Source organism: Shewanella sp. 10N.286.52.E4, from assembly GCF_041468785.1.
Taxonomy (GTDB): Bacteria; Pseudomonadota; Gammaproteobacteria; order Enterobacterales; family Shewanellaceae; genus Shewanella; species Shewanella electrodiphila.
Map to the genome: position 1 here is coordinate 25293 of NZ_JBFRJJ010000017.1, position 21205 is coordinate 46497.

General features: G+C 40.0%; 15 protein-coding genes. 9 read left to right on the top strand and 6 right to left on the bottom strand.

From position 1 onward, the window contains the following. Positions 1-440 precede the first annotated feature (440 nt). Together AB4153_RS09015 and AB4153_RS09020 are read left to right on the top strand one after the other, a co-directional pair. The gene (locus AB4153_RS09015) at positions 441-2099 is read left to right on the top strand and encodes an AarF/ABC1/UbiB kinase family protein (RefSeq protein ID WP_157936239.1); all 1659 of its coding nucleotides are present in this window, start codon (positions 441-443) and stop codon (positions 2097-2099) included. A gap of 61 nt (positions 2100-2160) precedes the next feature. Further along, positions 2161-2895, top strand: coding sequence for a rhomboid family intramembrane serine protease (locus AB4153_RS09020; protein WP_303515111.1), 735 nt, complete (start codon positions 2161-2163; stop codon positions 2893-2895). 144 nt (positions 2896-3039) lie between these two features. Here the strand turns inward: AB4153_RS09020 and AB4153_RS09025 are convergent, their stop codons facing one another. The 3 genes from AB4153_RS09025 to AB4153_RS09035 form a co-directional block, all read right to left on the bottom strand. Continuing rightward, positions 3040-4089 (bottom strand): NAD(P)/FAD-dependent oxidoreductase, encoded by a 1050-nt coding sequence (locus AB4153_RS09025; protein WP_229369130.1) that lies wholly within the window; start codon positions 4087-4089, stop codon positions 3040-3042. Between the two features lie 267 nt (positions 4090-4356). Next, on the bottom strand, positions 4357-4965 hold the full coding sequence (locus AB4153_RS09030) for a protein-disulfide isomerase (RefSeq protein ID WP_102529329.1): 609 nt from the start codon (positions 4963-4965) through the stop codon (positions 4357-4359). 187 nt (positions 4966-5152) lie between these two features. Beyond that, entirely contained in the window at positions 5153-7585 is a 2433-nt protein-coding gene (locus AB4153_RS09035) for a S8 family serine peptidase (RefSeq protein WP_371997116.1), read from the bottom strand. Positions 7586-8176: 591 nt separating this feature from the next. On the opposite strand from AB4153_RS09035, the gene AB4153_RS09040 reads away from it, so the two are divergent. The 3 genes from AB4153_RS09040 (at position 8177) to AB4153_RS09050 (ending at position 10769) form a co-directional block, all read left to right on the top strand. Beyond that, positions 8177-8401: a hypothetical protein gene (locus AB4153_RS09040; RefSeq protein WP_102529327.1), complete on the top strand. Its 225-nt coding sequence runs from the start codon at positions 8177-8179 to the stop codon at positions 8399-8401. 223 nt (positions 8402-8624) lie between these two features. Next, a complete protein-coding gene (gene kynA, locus AB4153_RS09045; protein ID WP_102529326.1) occupies positions 8625-9521 on the top strand; it encodes a tryptophan 2,3-dioxygenase in 897 nt (298 codons plus the stop codon). A gap of 57 nt (positions 9522-9578) precedes the next feature. Then, positions 9579-10769 (top strand): kynureninase, encoded by a 1191-nt coding sequence (locus AB4153_RS09050; RefSeq protein WP_371997117.1) that lies wholly within the window; start codon positions 9579-9581, stop codon positions 10767-10769. A 154-nt stretch (positions 10770-10923) separates the two neighbouring features. Here the strand turns inward: AB4153_RS09050 and trmH are convergent, their stop codons facing one another. The 3 genes from trmH to AB4153_RS09065 all read right to left on the bottom strand — a co-directional run bounded on the left by trmH (position 10924) and on the right by AB4153_RS09065 (position 13746). Next, positions 10924-11631: a tRNA (guanosine(18)-2'-O)-methyltransferase TrmH gene (gene trmH, locus AB4153_RS09055; RefSeq protein ID WP_229369121.1), complete on the bottom strand. Its 708-nt coding sequence runs from the start codon at positions 11629-11631 to the stop codon at positions 10924-10926. A gap of 225 nt (positions 11632-11856) precedes the next feature. Beyond that, positions 11857-12681 carry a mechanosensitive ion channel family protein gene (locus tag AB4153_RS09060; RefSeq protein WP_102529323.1) on the bottom strand — a complete coding sequence of 275 codons (825 nt, stop codon included), beginning with the start codon at positions 12679-12681 and terminating at the stop codon, positions 11857-11859. Between the two features lie 396 nt (positions 12682-13077). Beyond that, entirely contained in the window at positions 13078-13746 is a 669-nt protein-coding gene (locus tag AB4153_RS09065) for a DedA family protein (protein ID WP_229369120.1), read from the bottom strand. Between the two features lie 1364 nt (positions 13747-15110). On the opposite strand from AB4153_RS09065, the gene AB4153_RS09070 reads away from it, so the two are divergent. The 4 genes from AB4153_RS09070 to AB4153_RS09085 all read left to right on the top strand — a co-directional run bounded on the left by AB4153_RS09070 (position 15111) and on the right by AB4153_RS09085 (position 21174). After that, positions 15111-16664: an ammonia-forming cytochrome c nitrite reductase subunit c552 gene (locus AB4153_RS09070; protein WP_371997118.1), complete on the top strand. Its 1554-nt coding sequence runs from the start codon at positions 15111-15113 to the stop codon at positions 16662-16664. A 296-nt stretch (positions 16665-16960) separates the two neighbouring features. After that, complete coding sequence (locus tag AB4153_RS09075; protein ID WP_371997120.1) at positions 16961-17353, top strand: ribosome recycling factor family protein; 393 nt, start codon at positions 16961-16963, stop codon at positions 17351-17353. 468 nt (positions 17354-17821) lie between these two features. Continuing rightward, positions 17822-20647, top strand: a complete 2826-nt coding sequence (locus tag AB4153_RS09080) for a xanthine dehydrogenase family protein molybdopterin-binding subunit (RefSeq protein ID WP_371997122.1) — start codon at positions 17822-17824, stop codon at positions 20645-20647. Then, positions 20644-21174, top strand: coding sequence for a (2Fe-2S)-binding protein (locus tag AB4153_RS09085; RefSeq protein WP_371997124.1), 531 nt, complete (start codon positions 20644-20646; stop codon positions 21172-21174). The genes AB4153_RS09080 and AB4153_RS09085 overlap by 4 nt, the downstream gene beginning before the upstream one ends. The last annotated feature ends 31 nt before the right edge of the window (positions 21175-21205 follow it).

The window sequence follows — 21205 nt, forward strand, 5'->3', positions numbered from 1 at the left end:
TCATTTAGCCTTAACTAGAGCCTAAAATAGAGTCTAGTTCAGCGATAATATCGTGAGGGTTCACTTCATCATTATCCTTGAATAAGCTCTTTTGTAAAAAGTCATTTCCCCCTCATTTATCGGCACATTTTTCTGTTCACTACTCTTTTTACCACTCTTTTCTGTTCACTACTTTGTTCATTTTTCATCATTGATTTCAACAATCTTATTCATCGTGCTATTGGCGAGCTAAGCCATTTTATGCTCATTGTGCTGGCAATAGCCTTGCAAAATACGCACGTAAATTGAATCACTTAGTTTATAACACGCCTTGGCGCTTAATTAGGCTCTAGCGCACCAAAAATGCGTGCTGACGACTGTACACTCGCTGCGCTTGGGGATAATCTGGTTAGCAATATAAGGTCATTGTTTTGGCCTTTGATACCAGGATGAGATTATCGATGAAGTTATTCAATGTTAAACAGTTAATGAATCATTCATCTCGCTCGAAGCAAATTATTACAGTGTTAGTTAAATATGGTTTGGCTAATTGGATAAGAGAAGAGAACCCCGCTTTTATTAAAAGTGTATTCGTTAATGAAAATGGCCAACAACTCGCCTCGCTTTCTGTTGCTGTTCGTTTGCGTTTGGCTTTTAGTGAATTAGGTACAGCTTTCATCAAGCTGGGCCAGATATTGAGTACCAGAGCAGACTTGGTCGGCCAAGACATTGCCGAAGAGCTGACTAAACTTCAAGCCGGCACTCCAGCAGATCCAGAAGCTGAAATTAAGAAAACCATTGAAGCTGAGTTTGGTATACCTTTCGAGCAATTATTCATCGATTTTAATTTCACTCCATTAGCATCAGCCTCTGTAGGCCAAGTGCATATTGCGACCACTCAAGACGGTGATGAAGTGGTCGTCAAAGTACAACATGCAGGAATTGAAGATAAGATTCTGGCAGATGTAGAAATCCTTAAGATGTTAGCTTCACTTGTTGAGCAATATCATGAAGAGCTCAGGCTGTATCAACCTACCAGCTTGATTTTAGAGTTTACTAAGTCATTACTGAATGAACTCGACTACGTTAAAGAAGCGCGTAGCATGCAAAAAGCCAGTCAGTTTTTTGAAGCCAACCCGCACGTTCATATTCCCGATGTTTATCAGCAGTTATCCAGTAAACGAGTGTTGGTAATGGAGCGCTTAAAAGGCTTTAGTATTGCCGACAAAACTGCATTGGAGCAGGGACAATACGACACCAGTAAGATTGCTGATGTGGGCATTAAAGTCTATTTAGATATGATTTTTGAGTTAGGTTTTTTCCATGCAGATCCTCACCCAGGCAATATCTGGGTACTAGAAGACAATCGTCTTGGCGTACTGGATTGGGGAATGACAGCAAGGCTGAGCAAAGACATGCAGCAACGATTTCAGGAGTTATTGCTTGCATTGGCAGATAAAGACCCGAAAGAGCTTACTTACCATGTCATTAGACTATGTCAGAGCCAGCCGCAGCTAGATCATGAGCTACTTGAGAAAGATATAAGCGAGTTTGTGCATGACTACCTTGAGGTGGACATGAAACAAGTCTCCATCGTGGATGTGTTAAACGAATTTATTCGGATCATTAAACAGCATAGGTTGGTGATCCCCACAGAAGTGTCGATGCTGTTTCGCGTGTTAATTATGCTTGAAGGCTCATCGAAATTATTAAGCAGTAATAAAAGCGTTGGCGATGCGATAAGACCGTATGCGATTAAAATAAAATTAGCGCAGTTGTCTCCACTACATGCATTAAAACAAGCGCAAACCATTTCTACTCGTTGGCAGCGGGTGATCAATGGTTTACCTGATGAAATCGACAAATTAACCCATCAAATCAGCAGTGGTCACTTTGACGTAAACCTCAATCATCGCAACCTTGATACCATTATCAATCGCTTAGTTTTTGGGGTGTTAAGTGGCGCGATTTTCTTAGGCGGTTGTATGCTATTGAGCAGTAACGTACCTCCTTTATATGAGGGCATTTCTATACTGGGCACAGGAATCACTGCCATTGGTAGTTTTCTTGTTGGTAAGTTATTACTGGCTATTGGCCGTTCAGGCAGTTTATCTAAATAATGGATTATTAGAGTTTATTAGAGTTTATTAGAGTTTATTAGAGTTTATTAGGAGCTTATTTATGCCTGCGAGAAATCAATCCATTATTTATTTAATGGCGATCAATGCGGTTATTTTTATCTTAAGTGAGTTCGTAAATGTGACCGAATTACAGTCGCTGGCGTTGTACTTTCCACTTAACGATCAATTTCAGATTTGGCAGCCTTTTACGCATATGTTCATGCACGGCAGCATTGCTCATATTCTGTTTAATATGTTTGCATTGTGGTCTTTTGGCACACCGTTAGAGCAAACTTGGCAAACACCTAAGTTCTTATTGTTTTATTTTGCTACTGGAATAGGCGCAGCGGTGATATACACCCTTGCTAATTATTATCAGTTCAACATGATTATTAATGAGATCATGGCGCTGGGTTATGGCAGCTCACATATCGACGCGATTTTATCTCAGGGCATGGCGGATCAAAATTTGATTACAGCACTCGGTAAAGATCGGTTAATCGAGCTAATGGCCATTTATCATACCCCAGCAGTAGGGGCGTCAGGAGCTATTTATGGAGTGTTAGTGGCTTTTGCAATGCAATATCCAAATGCGAAATTATCACTGATATTCTTGCCGGTACCGATTAGTGCTAAGTACTTTGTTCCATTGATTATTTTAGGTGATTTATTCTTTGGCGTGACAAAGTATTCTATCGGTAATATTGCTCATTTTGCCCATGTCGGTGGTGCACTAACCGCCTTAATTATCATGTTGATGGTTAAAAATACCCAAAGGAACTTTAAGGTTCGTTAGTGGCTTTTAAGCGGCTTTCAAACTCTGCCCACAGGTGAATCAAAGTATTTAATAATCAAAAACACGGCAATTGCCGTGTTTTTTGTTTATTGATGAGGGCAGCTGCTAACCATGATAATTAACTATGAAAAATAACCGTGACGATTAAGCGGCTTTGACATCTAAAATATGCGTCATCAAATATTCAGCATCTTTGTAAACACCGCCGAGGGTGGCAGAGCCCCGTGTGTATAGCCAAGGTAAGCCAATAAAATAAAGTCCTTCAACATCACTACTGACGCCACGATAATTGCTCGGGTAGTTCATTTCATCAAATGAAATCCCATCAATCCAAAAAAAGTTAGGTTTAAAGCCCGTCGCCCAAATAATATTTTTAATACTACTGACACTGCCTTTTTGGAAGGTGATATGAGACTCATCTGCCGACAAGGTTCTGCCCATATGAATCACATTATCTTTAGCAAGCAGGGATTTAACGTCAGTACCAATAACAGGCTGCACGCCTTTACTGAGCCATTTGCCGACTTTGCTATAACGAGACACAGACAAAAAGCCGATTTTACTGAACCACCACCAGAGTGTTTTACCTAAGAATGTTTGTGGAATAGCGGCAATTTTATCGGTGCCAGAAAAGTGCACTGTGCGGCCTGTCTCAGCTATTTCAGATAAAATCTGCACCCCAGAATCTCCCGCACCTACGACTAAGCAATCACCATCCTGCAGTTGTGATGGGTTCTTATAGTTTTCACTGTGCAACTGGGTGACATTATCGGCAATATCAAGATGACATGGTGGGGTATAAGGGGTATGGAACGGACCTGTGGCTACGATTACTTGCTTAGCTTGGTAATGGCTTGAACCTGTAATGACTTCGAAAATGCCGTTCACTTTTTTAACTGATGTGACTTTTTGATTGAACTCAATTGGTATCTTAAATTGCTCGACATAGCTTTTAAGGTATTCGGCCACTTCATATTTATTAGGGTAATAGCCCTTAGGAAAGGGAAACTTCATCCCAGGAAGATGGTTGTACTCAGTAGGAGTGAATAAGGTTAACGAGTCCCATCTTTTAAGCCAAGGAGCGCCGATATGTTCATTGGCATCTAGTACTAAGTAATCTTTATTATTGTTGGATAAGTTATAAGCCATAGACAAGCCAGACTGGCCTGCGCCAATGATGATAAATTCTTTCATGGATCCCAAATGAGTACATATCGAAAATTATGCGCGCTATTGTAACAGAAGCGCTGCTTAGTCATGGGATATTACAGAAAAGGAGTTACTGGGTGGGTGTAAACCTGGTGGCTAGCACACTCTTATTACCTTGTTATCAATCTCTTATCACACCAGTTTTAGCCATAATAAAACACGGTCGTTAACCGTGTTTTATTTAGCTATCAACAAGTACTTTCAGCAAATGCCTTGAAAAAGAGCATTATTATCAAATCAGTTTAACAACGGCTATTTAAAAGCAGCGATTTCTTGCTCAACGGCATCTACTACCGCATGTGGGCTACTGATGTATTTTGAATGGTCGATAAAAATTGCGTTGTCGCCTACGGTCATCACCATTGCAGGGAAGTTTTTAGTACCGATCATTTGCTGAATTTCTTCGATGCTTTCTAGCACGTACTCTGCATCCATATTCAGCTCATCTCTGAATATTTTGTTAGATGGAGACAATTTAAATTTCTCTACAATGTCCATGAAATCATGCTTAGTATTTAATGGATTGCCTTCAATAAAGTGTGCTCTTTGCAGGGCATTTAGCACTGGTAGCTGTTTGTCAGCTTGCTTGCTTTGCATCCAACCCATTAAGTTGGCGGTCTTGATTGAGCTTTTAGGGCTGTTTGCATAGCGGATATAATCACGACCAAACTTCAGTCCACTGGCTCTTTCTGCCGCTTCCATTTGTTCTTCGCCCGCGCTGTCTTTACCCATGTAATGGGCAGCATGTAATAGATGTACCTGCATCTTTGGGTAGGCTTCTTGTAATGCATTTGCTATTGGCGTTGCCGCATAGCTCCAAGGACAATGTGAGTCGTAGATAAAGTAAAGCTCGGTGGTCATGGGGTTAATTCTTGATTGAGTATCGATAAAACGATCCTAAATACTTTATTAGCATTATTCAATCTTTGTCTGTTATTCGCGAGATGTTTACAGAGGAATAAAAAATGCCTGCCAGGGGGGAACTGGCAGACATAAGGCTAATCATTAGCATTAACCATTAAACTCAGTGATTATCGTTAATCATGAATTATTGAAACGAGAGTTCCCAAGCATTGATGGTTCCTGTATCTCGTCTTGCGCTGTCTACCGCTTTTAGTGTCCAGTCTCCAGCAGACTCAACGCCAGTCATATCAACGGTATAGGTTTTAACAATATCGTTTGCACTGCCGCCACTATTATCATGCAACACCGCAATTTGTCCTGTTGGGCTAGATAGCTCAACTTTTAAATCGCCAATGTATGTATGACTAATATTAACACTCACAGTAATTTCACCAGAATCGCCAGTACGCGCAGCAGATAATGTGCTGCTTACACCGGCAGCGCTGTTATCAGGAATACTGTAGCTGTTATTATTTGCATAGGTCGCAGCGCCACCAGTGCCACCGCCTGTACCACCACCAGATGCTTCAGTGTAATTAGCGACTAAACTCACGCCACTAAATGCGCTGTAACCACGTACCATCACATGGTAAATACCAGTTTGTGCCGTTGCTATCGGGCAAGATTCTGCATTACCGCCTTTCCAAGGGCGACAGTCATAACTGCTAGTGGTTGGGGCTGCGCCATATAGAACATACAAATCGGCATCGCCGCTGCCACCACTCATAGTAAAGCTTAAATCTGTTGCGCCAGCAGGCACATCAATTGAGAAGAAAAGCTCGTCGTTAGTGCCGCCACTCAAATTAGCCTTAGCAACACCATTGACCAATTCGTCATCACCAACACCTGTGCCCGGATCAGTAGGCCCAGTACAAGATGCATCTAGGTAAGTTTTGGCTGCCTGCGCATCAACTAAACCATAACCAGTTTGGTTATCGCGCCCAGCTATTGTTAAATCCTCAGCGGTTGCATTAAGTGCTGCGCGAATTTGAGCTGCATTACATTCTGGATGATGACTCCATATTAAAGTAGCTACACCCGAAACATGGGGGGTCGCCATCGAGGTGCCATTGTAATATTCGTAATCTTCATTATCGGTATTGGTTACAGTAACAGAAGAGCCGATTTGATTACGTAATGCTAGCCCCGTAGCGCGGTCAACTGACACTGATACAATAGGCGCTTCGTTATTACTGTCTACCAAGAAAGGATTTTGAAGCCCTGGTAAGTCGGTATTACTGTAGACAATCGATGCGCTTGCACCAGCTGCCTCACAAGCTTTAACAGCGTCAATATCTGGGTAGGTACTACCTTGGTTACCAACACGCTCTACTAAACAAATTTTATTGTTCATGTTGCCACAGTTAAAGCTACTACCATTGACCGAACATTCTGCTAATGCACCAGTAGCTGTGCCGATAAATGGTGTGCTGACATGGCTTGAACCTGACAACACGTAGCGATTATGGGGCACAATACCATTATCAAAATATGACTGGCCATTAATAGTGATATCCGCTAAACGGCCTTCTCCGCGGGTGACGGTTGATAGTATTGCTTCACCTGGACCTGAAATTTCCACTTGCGCTGTGTATTGTGAAAACGCTGCGTGGTCTTTATTGCTATCCACAGCGGCAACAGACATAACTGAATCGTATGATGCTGGGTAACTGAGGGTACTGTTACCATCATTACCGGCAGCGGCAATCAATAACACACCGTTATTTTCATGGGCAGCGAGGGCATTTCTTTCAGTGTTACTTGAACCCGAACCTCCTAAACTCATAGTGACGACATCGGCATTATTGTTGACACAAGTGTCCACTGCGGCGACAAGATCTGAAGAGTAGCCCCAGCCAGAAGCATTGAATACTTTAATAACATGAATATTGGCGTTTTGATTGGGCATTACACCCACAACGCCTTCGTTATTGGCGATAGCGGCGATAGTACCAGCAACATGAGTACCATGGGCATTGCCGGCACCTGGTTCATACCAGTTATTGGTACCTGAGTTATTTGTGCCTGTTACGTTGTTGGCATTCAGATCGTTGTGTCCTAAATCATAACCCGAATCAATAATACAAATGGTACGGTTGCCAGCTTGACTATCACTGACTGAAGTTGCGCCAACATAGGTCTGCCCCCAAGGCGTGGTTTCATTTAATAATCGACGTTGGACATCTTCTTCAACGTAATCAACATCAGCTCGGTATCTTAATGCTTGTAAATTTTTGCTATCGAGCTTTACGCTATAGCTATTACTGCGGCCAATACGTTTCATTTCTTTTGCTGCAACGCTATTCATTGCACGAAAATGTGAAAATACTTCATTGCTTCTTGGCTCATATTGCGCATCGTCAATCGCATCAGCAGTCGCTGTAGAAAACCCTGCTGATGCAGCATTGGCATTCTTGAATTTTACTATATAGCGTTTTGGGAGTGGGTCCTGTTGGTCTAGTTGTATTGCATTACTATGCAAGTTTGGTGTGAAAGAGGGTGCAGCGTTGATACTGTTAGAGATTGAAAGTGCCAGTACTGACACTCCTAGTACAGTTGTTACTTTGTTTTTAGTCATAACTATTTCCATGTTATTCAGAGTAAAAAATTGTTTTTTATTATTTTTACAGCGCAAAAATCTATTTTGATGCCCTGTTGCGATCAATCTATCTTTAGTTGTTATATTTGTAAAATAAATGTAAATAAATATTCTTTTGTAAATTGAGCTTGGTAAGTCACGCATTAACATGAATAAATATTCTTATAAAGGTGGCTTTGTTGCTATCTGAGGTCGCGGGTATGATTTTATATTCAGTGTGATGCGTTATTTATTTCACTGGGGCTAGGCTCAAAGCTTGGAGAGATAAAATGATAAGTGTTATTAAACTTATGATTTAACGGTATAAAAAATATTTTTTCATTTTTTAATTTATTTTTAAATTTACATTAGCGCCTATGCAGGGGCATAGCTAAGAGTGATATCGGTTTAGAAATGGATGATTGGGCAATGGTTATCATGATTTATACAACTTGGTTTGAACGGAATAACTAAAAGTGTGGTTACTGCTAGGGCATGTTGATATTTCAAGGTTGTATTGCAGCAAATTATTGCTCATTTAGAAAAATCTGGTGTCGTTAAGCTACATAAAAAGCCGATAACGTCGTAAAAATGGACAACAAACGCAGCCTTCAAGGATTGGCTAAAAACGGATTCGGCATTATTGAGGGATTTTTTGCGAATAAAGAGTGTTTAGATTGCAAGGCTGCAATTCACTCGCCGCATTTAATCCGTTTTTATCTCGAACGAAATTTAATTAGCAAAGGTCAACACGGCCTAGGTGACATAAGAGAAAAGGGTAAACAAGGGGAATCGCTGCTACAGCATAAACACTAAAAACGAGTGTCAAAGTTGGCTTATTACAACGGATTATTTCTTATTCGCAGAGTTTAATTCCTATCGTCAATTAAAATGTAAATTAAAACTGACGCTTAAGTATTCGCAGTGTTAGTCAGGCATTCATTGACGTGATAGGTTGTTTAGTTGGTGTTTTAATCAATTAATATTGATTAAAAACTCGCATATTTTAACCGAATTAGGTCACAAAAGGAGTTTGTTCATGGGCTGCCCACTTGGTCATAAGTCTGCAAAGCAGACTGATAACAATAAAAATAATGAGACCAAAGCTAATTATAGAGAGCTTGAGGAAGGCATTCATCGAGATTTTAAAGATGATATGTCCTATGGCGATTACCTGAATCTTGAGAAGATTTTATCGGCGCAGCAACCACTATCTGAAGAACATGATGAAATGCTATTTATTGTTATCCATCAAGCCAGTGAGCTTTGGTTAAAACTGGCTGGACACGAGCTAACGTGTGCGATTGATAACATTAAGTCTGGCGATTTTGGTCATGCCTTTAAAGTGATTTCTCGGGTTAAACAAATTCTGAATCAACTCACTCAATCATGGAATATTCTCGCCACATTAACCCCAGTTGATTACCTTAAATTTCGTGATGCATTAGGCCACTCATCGGGTTTTCAGTCTTACGGTTATCGTAAAATTGAGTTTTTACTAGGTAATAAAAATGCTGATTTACTGGAGGTTCATAAAGCTAATCCAGCAGTTTACATCGAGTTAAATCAGCTGTTACACGCACCGAGCTTATACGATGTCAGCATTAAGGTATTACATCAGAAAGGCCTAATTGATGATGAGTCAGTGCTAGCTAGAGATGTCAGCCAACCTTATCAAAGTCATCAAGCTGTTCTACAAGCATGGATTAATGTTTACCAAGATGCAGATGAGCATTTTGAACTATACGAGTTAGCTGAAAAGCTGGTGGATATTGAAGATAGTTTTCAGCAATGGCGCTTTAAACATATGTACACAGTACAGCGAATTATTGGTAACAAAGCCGGAACTGGTGGTTCTTCAGGAGTTGAGTTCTTGAAAAAGTCATTGGATATCAGTTTTTTCCCTGAGTTGTTTGAGCTACGCACTCACTTATAGCACTGATAGGAAGTGGCCAACTTCTTCGCCCATTATTTGATTTAAGAGATTAACGTTATGACAACGCATTTAGCCGAAAACCTACAAGCTCATTATTGTGCATTTAATGTAGCTAAGCGTATTTTACTGTCTGGTCATTCACATCAAGCGTGGCCAGATGTGGCCAAACAAGGCATGTTAGAGTGCTATGACGATGCGGCAAAACACATAGATGATAAGTGGGGCATAGCATTAGCGAAAGCTGACAGCGTCAGAGATTTTTATCGCAGCTTGATGGGGGAGCCAGATGGCCAAATAGCCTTAGGCTCATCAACTCATGAACTGATTTTACGGTTTTTATCGGATCTTAACTACGTTAAAACCAAGCAAAATAGACCGTTAAAAATCGTCACCACAGATGGAGAGTTTCATTCTTTAAGACGCCAACTACAACGTTTACAAGAGCTTAATTGTACCATTGAAATCGTGCCTGTTCATCCAAGTGAGACGTTAGCGCAAAGAGTGATTGATAAGATAGATGCTGATACCGATGCAGTGATGTTATCGGCAGTTTTCTTTAACACCAGTGAGATTTTCTATGACGTTGGTTTAGTCGCTAAAGCGGCTGAATCATTAAACGTGCCTTGCCTAGTGGATGCCTATCATGCATTAAATGTGGTGCCATTTAATTTACAACACTGGCAGATTGAATCAGCATTTGTGGTCGGTGGTGGTTACAAATACTGCCAAGCGGGTGAAGGTAATTGCATGATGCGGATCCCTGCTAGTTATCAAGGCAGTCCAATTATTACAGGGTGGTACGCTGAGTTCGATGTGTTAGACCAAGCACCTGGTAAAGTGGGGTATGGTTTGGGGCAATCTGCTTTTGCTGGTTCGACATATGATCCTGTCAGCCATTATCGCGCCGTTGCTGTGTTTGATTTTTTTAAACAGAAGCAGTTAACTGACCAAGTTTTAAGAGAGATTAATCAAGCTCAAATTAAACGTTTATGGCAAGGTATTGCAGCGATAGGTGAAGACAAATTAGGTCTGAGATTACCGTCTCATGATGTGCAAGCCAATGGTGGATTTTTATCTTTGACTACAGGCAAAGCTGGTGATTGGGTTAAACAGTTAGGCGAGAGTCACTTGCTTTGTGATAGTCGAGGTAACCAACTAAGGTTTGGCCCTGCGCCATATGTGACAAATACACAGATCGATCAGGCACTGAATATTATTGAAGATACTTCGAAGTTGATTCATCGCTAATCAGTATTAGTGGTATAGATAGTGATGATTGAATAAGCGAACCCTTGGGTTCGCTTTATTGTTTTACAGTGGGAGGCAAGCGGGCTTTTCAGTGCGATATCTCTTGATGCGCAAGCTTGTTTAACTTATACCAGTTTAACTTAAGCCTGCTAACTCATGCCTTTTCAGATTGTGCATCAGGATCGGGCGCTCGCATGCGATCCCACCATTCACTATCAGCTTCAATTTGGCCGTTCTCATCGATAGCTGGATAAGGGATTTGTTTTCTACGGCAAGCTTTGGCGTAAATAGGATGGCCTTGTTCAAACAACTTAGTTTGGCAGTATTGGTGATCAAGTTGTCTGTTGTTATACATACCGGCTTGTTCACGTTGTCTTTGTGCTTCGTACATGATTAATGCGCCAGCAACCGAAACATTCAATGATTGCACCATGCCCACCATCGGAATAATAATGTGTTGATCGGCAGCTGCAATAGCTTCAGGACTGACACCATCACGTTCATTACCGAGCACAATCACTGTGGGTTTGGTGTAATCCACTTCACGAAAATCTACCGCAGTATCAGAAAAAGTCGTCGCAAGAATTTGCATTCCCTTAGCTTTAAATTGTTCGTGAGCTTCAGTAAATGTTTGATGCTTTATAGTGTTAACCCAGCGGTGACTTCCTGATGAGGTATTACCTGATACCCATAGGGTTTCTTCAGGCATAACCGCATGAACTTGATGAATACCAACACTATCGGCAGTACGTACTGTCGCAGCAATATTATTGGTTTTATGGACTTTATCGAGACAAACCGTGAGGTCGACTTGGCGATTATCAAGCATTTCGTTGATGCGGGCTAAACGTTCTGGCGTCATGGGGTTAATTCTGCTTCTTTAAAAAATGGGTTAAATCGTTATCTGGTATTTTGCGCAGCGATTATAACGCTAAAATAGCACTAAACTCGACTAGTATGTCTGAAGAGATGGAATTGGAGTTGAGTCGCTATTTGATATTAATGACGTGTGATTTAGTATTGCTAAAGGTAAAACGAGCAAGGCCAAAGGCACTTGCTCGCTGTTTTCATCAAAATCCCAAGATTGTTACTCTTTTTCGATGATCAGTTTTCTGTGTGGGAAAGGAATTTCAATACCTGCTTCATCCAGTGCTTTCTTGATTTGCTCAGGGATTGAATACAGGATGTCGAAGTAATGCTCGCCATGACAGAATGGACGGACTAAGAAGTCCACTGAGCTGTCATTTAAGGTTTCAACTTCTACAAATGGTGCCGGATCTTTCAAAATATGCGGATGAGCGGCAAGTACAGCATCAATCACTTTTCTTACTTCATCGGTGTTTTCTTTGTAAGCCACACCAAAGTGCATATCCACACCGCGAATATCATGGAATGAGTGATTGACGATTTGAGCGCCCCAAATTTGGCTGTTCGGTACAATAATATGCTGATTATCGAAAGTTCTTAGAATGGTAGTGAATAGGTCAATCTCTTGCACATTACCAAAACGATCCGCTGCACTAATAAAATCACCGACTTTATAAGGACGGAATAGCAATAGCATTACACCAGCAGCAAGGTTAGATAATGTTCCTTGTAACGCTAAACCAACCGCTAAACCAGCAGCACCCAACAAGGCAACGATTGAAGCGGTTTGCACACCAAAGCGATTTAATACCGCAATCGCAACAAACGCGAGAATGATGTATTTAGCAACACTGCCTAAAAAACGGAATAAAGTATTGTCGAGCTTATCGTACTTTTCACCAATTTTATTAATGATTGCACTGGCTTTATTCGCGATATAAAGGCCAACGATCAGTATTAATGCGGCGAGTAGTACATTGATGCCAACATCTATAATTAATGGTAGGTATTGATTGATATCGATTTGATCTACGTAATCTTGCATTATGCCTCCTGCATATAAGGGATTCTTGCCTTAGGGCTAACAAACATTATCTCGTTAGTGACAACGATTCAGTCAATGAAAGGTAAATTCATTGGGATTGAGTGACATAAGTGTATTGTTATCGAATTTAGCTTAGCACAATCAACAACTAAGTGTGATGAAAGTCTCATTATTAATGCTAATGAAGGGCTTGTTTTACTTGAGTATTTAGGACTTATTTGACCAGAAATTGTAGATCGACATTATTGGCAAACTAATTGATGTACTAGAAGGTTAAGATTGGCATCAGACAGAGCTAAAAGCTTGTTTTACAAGTAAGTCATTGAATTATATCGGTAGGTATTTTAGTCAGAGTTTTAGTGCTTAAGCTAAAAACTCTAACTAAAACTCTGATATTTAGCGTGGTGACTGCTGCTTTGCACTTTGTTGTTTTGATTTTCTAGAAAACCGAAACAACATCGCAATCGTTGCAGAGAGCATTAAACTTAAGCTTACGACTAAAAAGGCTTTATTTAATGTTTCCTGATGATTACTCAGCATCGGGTTATTCATCACCCATTGACCTATAAATAACAGCACCGCGCTCCAGATCATTGCGCTGGTAAAACTCATCAACACTGTGCGTTTAACACCAAGCTCTCTAATACCCATCAGCATAGGCGTTAACACTCTAACAAACGGGATAAAGCGCGAGATAAACAGGGCTAAAAAGCCGTACTTTTCTAATAAGTTAGACGCTCTTTGTAGTGTATTGTCTGGCAGACCGTTTTCAATTTTAGTCACAATGGGGTGATGAGACAGCCACCTTCCTTGAATATAGGCGATGCAAGATCCTAACCCGGCACTAAAGGTTAATAATAGAAAGGCATGCTGAAGTTCTACAACGCCTAAACCCACTAAGCTACCTACAAATAACACGAGTCCATCACCGGGAAGAGGTAAAAAGACAAAGCTAGATTCAAGAAACAAAATGAGCGCTAATATCAACATTAGGTGATAGATTGTGACTGTTTCCAATAAGACATCAAAATCTTGATGCCAAATAGAAAGCATTACATCAAACATTGTATCTCCTCAAAGCAGAGTAAAGTGTTGTTAAATTGAAAGTTCAGCAAGTCGTTATTCCGTAATTCAACGATAGATTAGCATTTCATTAAATCTAGCTTCATTAATTAATGCCCATCCTTGTACCTCAGCGTAAATATTTGTTAAATAATTTGTCTGTCGAATCTTATTTGTTTAAATTTTTGATTTATTTACAGGAGGGGGTTAACAGGAACCTTGAAAATTTTTCTAAGCTGACTTACGCAAAGTGTATTGTTGTTTGGTAATTTGTCTTGCTGATTTGTTGGTTGTCTATCTTGCTGATTATATTGGTAATCTATCCCGATGGCTTTGTTGGTCGTCTCTCTAAGTGATGGCTGTATGGCATAAGTCGATAGCATGGGCACAGGCAATGAGGTTGTAACTCATATAATCAGTTGAAGAGCGTTTAATGAATTTCTATTTTCAGAATAATTAATACAAATGATGAGGTTGAGCTTATAGCTAATGTAAAATAGGCTTAATAGCCAATGATATGATTTTTAAAGTTTGTGGGATTAATTTTTATTACTAATTTTTATTACTAACTTTGATTACTAACTTTGATTACTAGCGTATATAGGCACCTTTTGATTTAATGTATTCTAAATTAGTTTATGTTTGATTATCTTCTGTTTAATTACCTTCTGTTTAATTAGTTTTTTCGTGTGAATGTGTTTATATATTTATTCTTCAGGTTTTTATTTTAATAATAATATTGCTATGTCTAATTTAGTTATTTCTTGTTTGTGAGTGTATTTGTTTTTATAAGTTTATTGTGATGTTTAACAAATTAAGTGTAAATTAATGTTGTTTTAAGTTTTACCTTGTAGGTAATAGATTTTGTACTGAAAAATAGAAGTGTAAATAAGGGTTTGATTTGATGTTTATTTGGTTTTTTAGATAAGTGTGAGCTTGCTCGATGCTGGTTGTTATTAAATTAAGGTTAGTATTAATGTTTTTTATTAATGTTGATGTCAACCTAACTATCTGTATACATGTGTTTTTTTAACTTAATGTGTTTTTTGTGGCTAGTTGTATAAATATTCCTGCTTTATTTAGATGGATTAATGCGCTATTTCATCTAAATAAAATCAATTTAATACCCCTTAGGAGGTATGTCTTTTGTGGGTGAAAATTTGAAGTGTGACAAGTAATTAGCTTTGCTTTGGTTATGGTCACATTAATACTGTAAAGCCCTGTCGTGATTAACTTGTTGTGATATTAATTGTTTTAAATTAATTAGATTTTTTAATTTTGAAAGTTTGATTGATGTATTTGGTAAGTGAGATGAACAGATGTATTTATCAAATTATAAATAATAATAATCCCATTGAGGAATGATGATGAAATTAAGAAAAATAGCAGTTGCAGTAATGCTAACAACTGCTTTTACCGGTTACAGTGTGGCGGGCGAAGTCGATTTATATAAAAGTGAAAATTGGCAAAAAACTTTCCCTGAGCAATATAAAACTTGGGCCGAAACTGAAGAAACTACACCAGCTTCAGGTGAATTAGATGATCTATTAGCAAGCAACCCTAACTTAGTCAGCGCCTGGGCAGGTTATGGTTTCGCTAAAGACTACAATCGTGCTCGTGGTCATCACTTTGCATTAACTGATATCGTTAAAACATTACGCGTTGGTCACCCAATGGTAGGCCATGACGGTAAGATGGTTGGTGAAGCAATGGCGGCAAGCTGTTGGTCTTGTAAAACACCTGATGTCGCTCGCATGTATGACGAAGTCGGCGAAGGCAAGTTTTCAGACAATGTATGGTCAACTTGGGGCCACGAGATGTCTAACACCATCGGTTGTGCTGATTGTCATGAATTAGGCAAAGAAGAGATTCGTTTAAGTCGTCCATACACCGACCGCGCTATGAAATCGATTGGTAAAGACTTCGATAAACAAGACGCCACAATGCAGGCCAGTCAGACATGTGCTCAGTGTCACGTTGAATACTACTTCGACGGTACCGATGAGAAAAAAGTTAAATACCCAATGGATTACTGGGTACCTGGTGTTAATACAGACTATAAAGAGTTTGTAGGCTACAAAGGAACTGACGGTTTATATGAAGGTTTTGCTGCTGAAGCACAACTGGCTTACTTTGATAAGCGTGGCTTTAAAGATTGGACCAATGCTGTTTCTGGTGCACCAATGATTAAAGCGCAACACCCAGAATTTGAAAACATGCTTGATCGTACTGAGCATGCAATGGATAGCCATTTAGAGTTTGGTTGTACAACTTGTCATATGCCTAAAGCTGAAAATGAAAAGGGCGGCAAGTACTCTAATCATAAAGTGACGTTTGAAGCTGAAACATTACCATCAAGCTGCCAAAGCTGTCATGAAGCAGAAGACTTCAAAGAAATCCTTGATGAGCGTAAAGCTGAAATCAATAAGCTACGTTTTGAAGCTGACGGCACAGATCCACGTTTGACTGAAGTGCACTTTAAAGCGCAAGCAATCTGGGCTGCGAATGGCATCGAAGGTTTAGACGCTGGTAAAGGCATTGCTGTGGCGAAAGGTAACTACGAAGCCGCATTGAAAACTAAATCAGTACTATCTGGCGAAATGAACAGCTTACTGACCAAAGTGAGAAATGCACAGTGGTTCTGGGATAGTGCAACAGCTTCACATGGTATCCATGCTCATAACCCTGCAGAAGCCATCCGTTTGTTAGAGAAATCTAACGATATTTTAGATGCTGCAATTACTGAAGCTGATGCATTACTGAAAAAGTACGCACCAGAATACAAGTACGACGCAACTAAATACGATACTAAAGCGAAAGTTCAGCCTCTTGTTGGTTTAGACCTTGAAGCAATGAAAGCGTCAAAAGAGCTATTCATTGAAAAGCGTGTAGAAAAAGAGTGGCCAGTAGAGCTTAAGTAATTCAGTTACTGACGCTTTAATGAATCAGTGCGATTTGAATAAATAGACTCTCCACTATCACCGTTCAAATCTGTCACTGTGGCAGCAAAATGCCAGTCGATGTTCATCGACTGGCATTTTTTATAAATAAAACCTTATTGGAGAATGTTTATTATTCGCAATGTGCATCATACGCAATGTATACCATACGCGATGTGCATAAAGATTCGCTTGGTCATTGAAGTCGTTAATAGCGCTATCATCAGTGGGCTAAATCAGTAAAATAGACTTACCTCTTATCAATGCGATATCTCATTTTGAAGGTTCAACACATTACCATTGCTTTACCGTCACTTATTCACCGAATAGGACGGGACAGTGTTAATCAAGCGAAAGTCATTTGCGCTCAATATCAATGTGAACTTAAACGAGTAAGGCGCTCCAGAAACTGGACGCTTGTAGGCGATGCTATCAATGTGCAAACCATAGGATTGTCGCTTAAAATCAATGATTCAATTACTTTTGCTTATCTGATTAAGAAAATCGATATTGGTTTAATTGGCCATGAAGATAAACTTGAAACCTTAACGCAAAAATTACAACGGCTTATTACTCAAACGCCTAATATTACCCTAGCTGAATTGATGCAATTAACCGATTGTACTGAAGTTGAAGCCCGCACAGCGCGATTTGAGACTGATATTTGGTAGATATGATGATTAAGCAGATTATTAAGTGTTGTTATATATGTACTTGTACAGACCTTTTTCTTTAACATGAACCACTTATTTGAATTTTCACTCCCATCTATTATTCCCAATCACGCCTGTTGTTAACCCCTCTGTCACTGGTTGTTTATTACGTTTATTGAATGGCATCAATTAGGCTATTTATCATCAAAGCTAAGCCTGATGCTTATTCCTTTGTGTGTCGACAATGTCTTTAGTATCACCATTATTCCCAGGTATATCGTGCATCTCTAATTTAAATCACAATAGATTTGAATCAGTTGCTCAATAGCTGTCTATACTTGCTTACGAGCCATTATTTTGCTTGGTTTTGTATTTTGAACTTAGGTATTTTGGACTTAGGTAATTTGCTTCTCTTAGGCTCATTTCTTTATTTGAAAATGAATCTTAACGATATTTACTCATCAGGTAACTTTAGGAGAGTTAGGTATGAAACAGTGGGAATTATCCCGACGGGACTTCATGAAAAAGTGCGTTATCGGTGGGGTAACTGTTTATAGTGCACCGATGTTATTGCAACAGCAAAGTGCAATGGCTAAAGGTGTTGCTTCTTCACTGGCTGAAACTTGGTATCAAGATGGCAAGCCTGCATTTCGATTTGATGCGATAGAAAAAATCACTGGCGAGAAAATTTACGGCCGTGATTATCGCGCAAAAGATATCCCGTCTTGGCCAGACACTCAGCATCATGCTTTTATTGTGCGAGCTCACATTGCCGATAAGGTGTATCAAGGCCTCGACCTCAGTGTTATTCCTAAAGATCTGATGCCTTACAAAATTATTACAGCTGAAGATTTAGAGAGTAATGATCTAAAGTTACCGCCTTTTTACGGTGATAATATGCTGCTTAAAAAAGGCAGCGCGCCTGATTATTTAGGCCATGAAGTGGCCATTTTATTATTTAATGATTTTGCTCAGTTTTTAAAAGCCAAAATGATGCTGCAATTTCATGAGCATTTTGTGCAATATGGCCCAGAAACCGTGCCTTATAATGCTGCCTCAAAACAACCTTATGCTGGCTGGCGGATTGTCCGTGAAGAGTCAGCTAAAGGCTCCCAAGATGATGATATCTACAGTACATATCATTCGGGGCAATTTTTCCCTAAATATGAGGGGCAAAAATTGCTTTGGCCTAACCCAGTAAAAGACAGTGATGATATTGGCGAGCGAGGGATGTATCTTGCGCAGACTCTTCGTCAAGAGATGACATCTAACGATGATTGGTTTGTATTAAATAAACAATACAAAACGCAATCGATTGAACCGATGATGTTAGAGCCAGAAGCCTACAACGGCTTTTTCGATAAAAAAAGCCAAACTTTACACGTGGTAATAACGACACAGTCCCCCCAAGATTTTTATCTTCAAGCTGGCAAGGTACTCAGTGAAAGCCCATTAACCCAATCGATTAAAAATCTTGTGGTTCATTCTCCTTATATTGGAGGCGGGTTTGGCGGTAAAGACCATACTATTTTTCCGTATTACGGCATGATTGCATCGATTTTTGCAGATGCTCCGGTAAGACTGGCCAATAATCGATTTGAGCAATTTCAGTCAGGACTTAAGCGCCACCCGTTCCATTTTACTAATCAGTTAGCATTTGATAAGTCGAGCCTTAAACTCAAAGGTTTAGTGGCAGACATGATCTTAGATGGTGGTGGTAGAGAGAATTTTTCCTCATCAGTTGCCATGGTGGGAGCGAGTGCTATTCAAGGCATTTATTACATTCCCAGAAATGATATTGTGGCGACCTGTTTACCATCATATTTGCCTACGGCTGGTTCAATGCGAGGTTACGGTTCTTTGCAATCAATGGCATCTATAGAAATGATGTTTAACGAAGCAGCAGATGAAATGAAGGTGGATCCTTTCAAACTTCGCCGCGTCAATGCCATGGTTAATGGTGACAAAAATACCCAAGGCTCGGTGCCACTTGAAAATATTCGCTACCAAGAAATGCTCGATTTGGCTGAAAAACATGAAATGTGGCAAAACAGACAAGCCAATAAAACCAAGTTTGACCAAGGCAATCCAGATAAATCAATGGGCGTTGGTTTTGGTTTTGTCAGTAAAGATTACGGCACTGGCTCTAATGCTCCGTCCTCCTATGTTGGCGTAACGCCAGATGGAAAAGTGGTGGTGAAAGTGTTCTCTGTTGAAATGGGTACAGGTACTGATACTTCTCAGGCCAGCTTAATTTCAGAATACTTGGGCTCAGCAGCAGATAACCTTGATATTGCACAAATAGAAGTGTTTGATGCATTGGAGATTTTTGATGATGCTAGCCCGTATATAATGAGCCAAGAACATCAAGACAAAATGGCAAAAAATCCACGTTGGACCCCTATGGTCGTATCAGCATCATCAGCAAGCCAATCAGCTTTTTTTCAAAGTCATTCGACTAAATATGCAGCCAAAATTTTATTTGAAGAGTCATTGTTTATGGCCGCAAAAACGATATGGGAAAAGCAAGGATCTAGCGGTATCACCATTACCGATGTGAGCTGGCAAGGTGGCCAATTGCATGCTAAAGATACTGAGCCTTTATCACTGTCTATCATATGTAAGAAAGCTCACGCCGAAGGCATGATAACGGGTGTCATGACCCATGGTTTTAATCGTTGGCAATGGGCAACAGCAAAATTTGAACTTAATCAGCAGCAAAAAGAATACCCACTAGATGCCATCGCATTGGAATACGGCATCGGCGCCAGTGACGCAGTAAAAGCTAAGCAAAATAAACAGGGCTTTGTGGTGCAAGAAAGACAAGCTGTCAATTATCCAGAAGTAAAGCTCAATAGCGCGATGGTACGTTATTACACTCCTTGTTTAACTATGGTAGAACTTGCTGTTCACAAGGTCTCTGGCGAAGTTGACATTCTTAGAACGCACACATGGATAGAACCTGGAAAAGTGCATGTACGGGAATTAGTTGAAGGACAAATTGAAGGTGGGCTTACCATGGGGATAGGCCATGTACTTCATGAAGCATTACCACAAGATAATACTGGCGCGGGTAATGGGGAGTGGAACATTGACCGTTATAAAGTCCCGTTTGCCAAAGACAATGGTGTGTGGACTCTTGACTACACGCTCCTACCGACTATTGATGGAAGTGATGAATCAAAAGGCTTAGCTGAAGTGGTGATGATCCCAATTGTTCCCGCGGTTGTTGAGGCGATTTATCAAGCCACTGAAAAACGTTTCTACCATTTACCTATTACAGCTAAAGATATTTCGGAGGCCAATGCATGAGCACGTTAAACTTAACCATCAATGGTAAGCAATATGGGCCACTTGAGATAGACCCAGGCATGCCAATGGTCAACTTTTTACATGAGTACCTTAACCTTACTGGGACTAAATTTGGCTGTGGCGAAGGTATTTGTCATGCTTGTGTGGTGATTGTAGATAATGATGATGGCACCTCAAGCACTAGGCGGACTTGTATTGCAAATGTCATGCTTTTTAATAACCTGAATATTAGAACCATTGAAGGCCATGCAACCAAAAATAACGTGGGTGAAATTATCGCGCTGCATCCTGTGCAAGATGCTTTTATCAAAAACTTTGCGTTTCAATGTGGCTGGTGCGCCCCTGGTTTTACTAATGAAACGGTGGCATTGATTGAAAAACTGAAACAAAAACCCATCGCGAAAGACCAAGTAGAACGGGTGATTGAAGATACCTTAGGAGAGCATGTCTGTCGTTGTACTGGATATGTACGTTACTTTAAAGCGGCTAAAAAACTGATTTTGGCGACCAAAGGCTTAACTATTTAACGATAATAAATGGTTACGTAACCTATAGCGC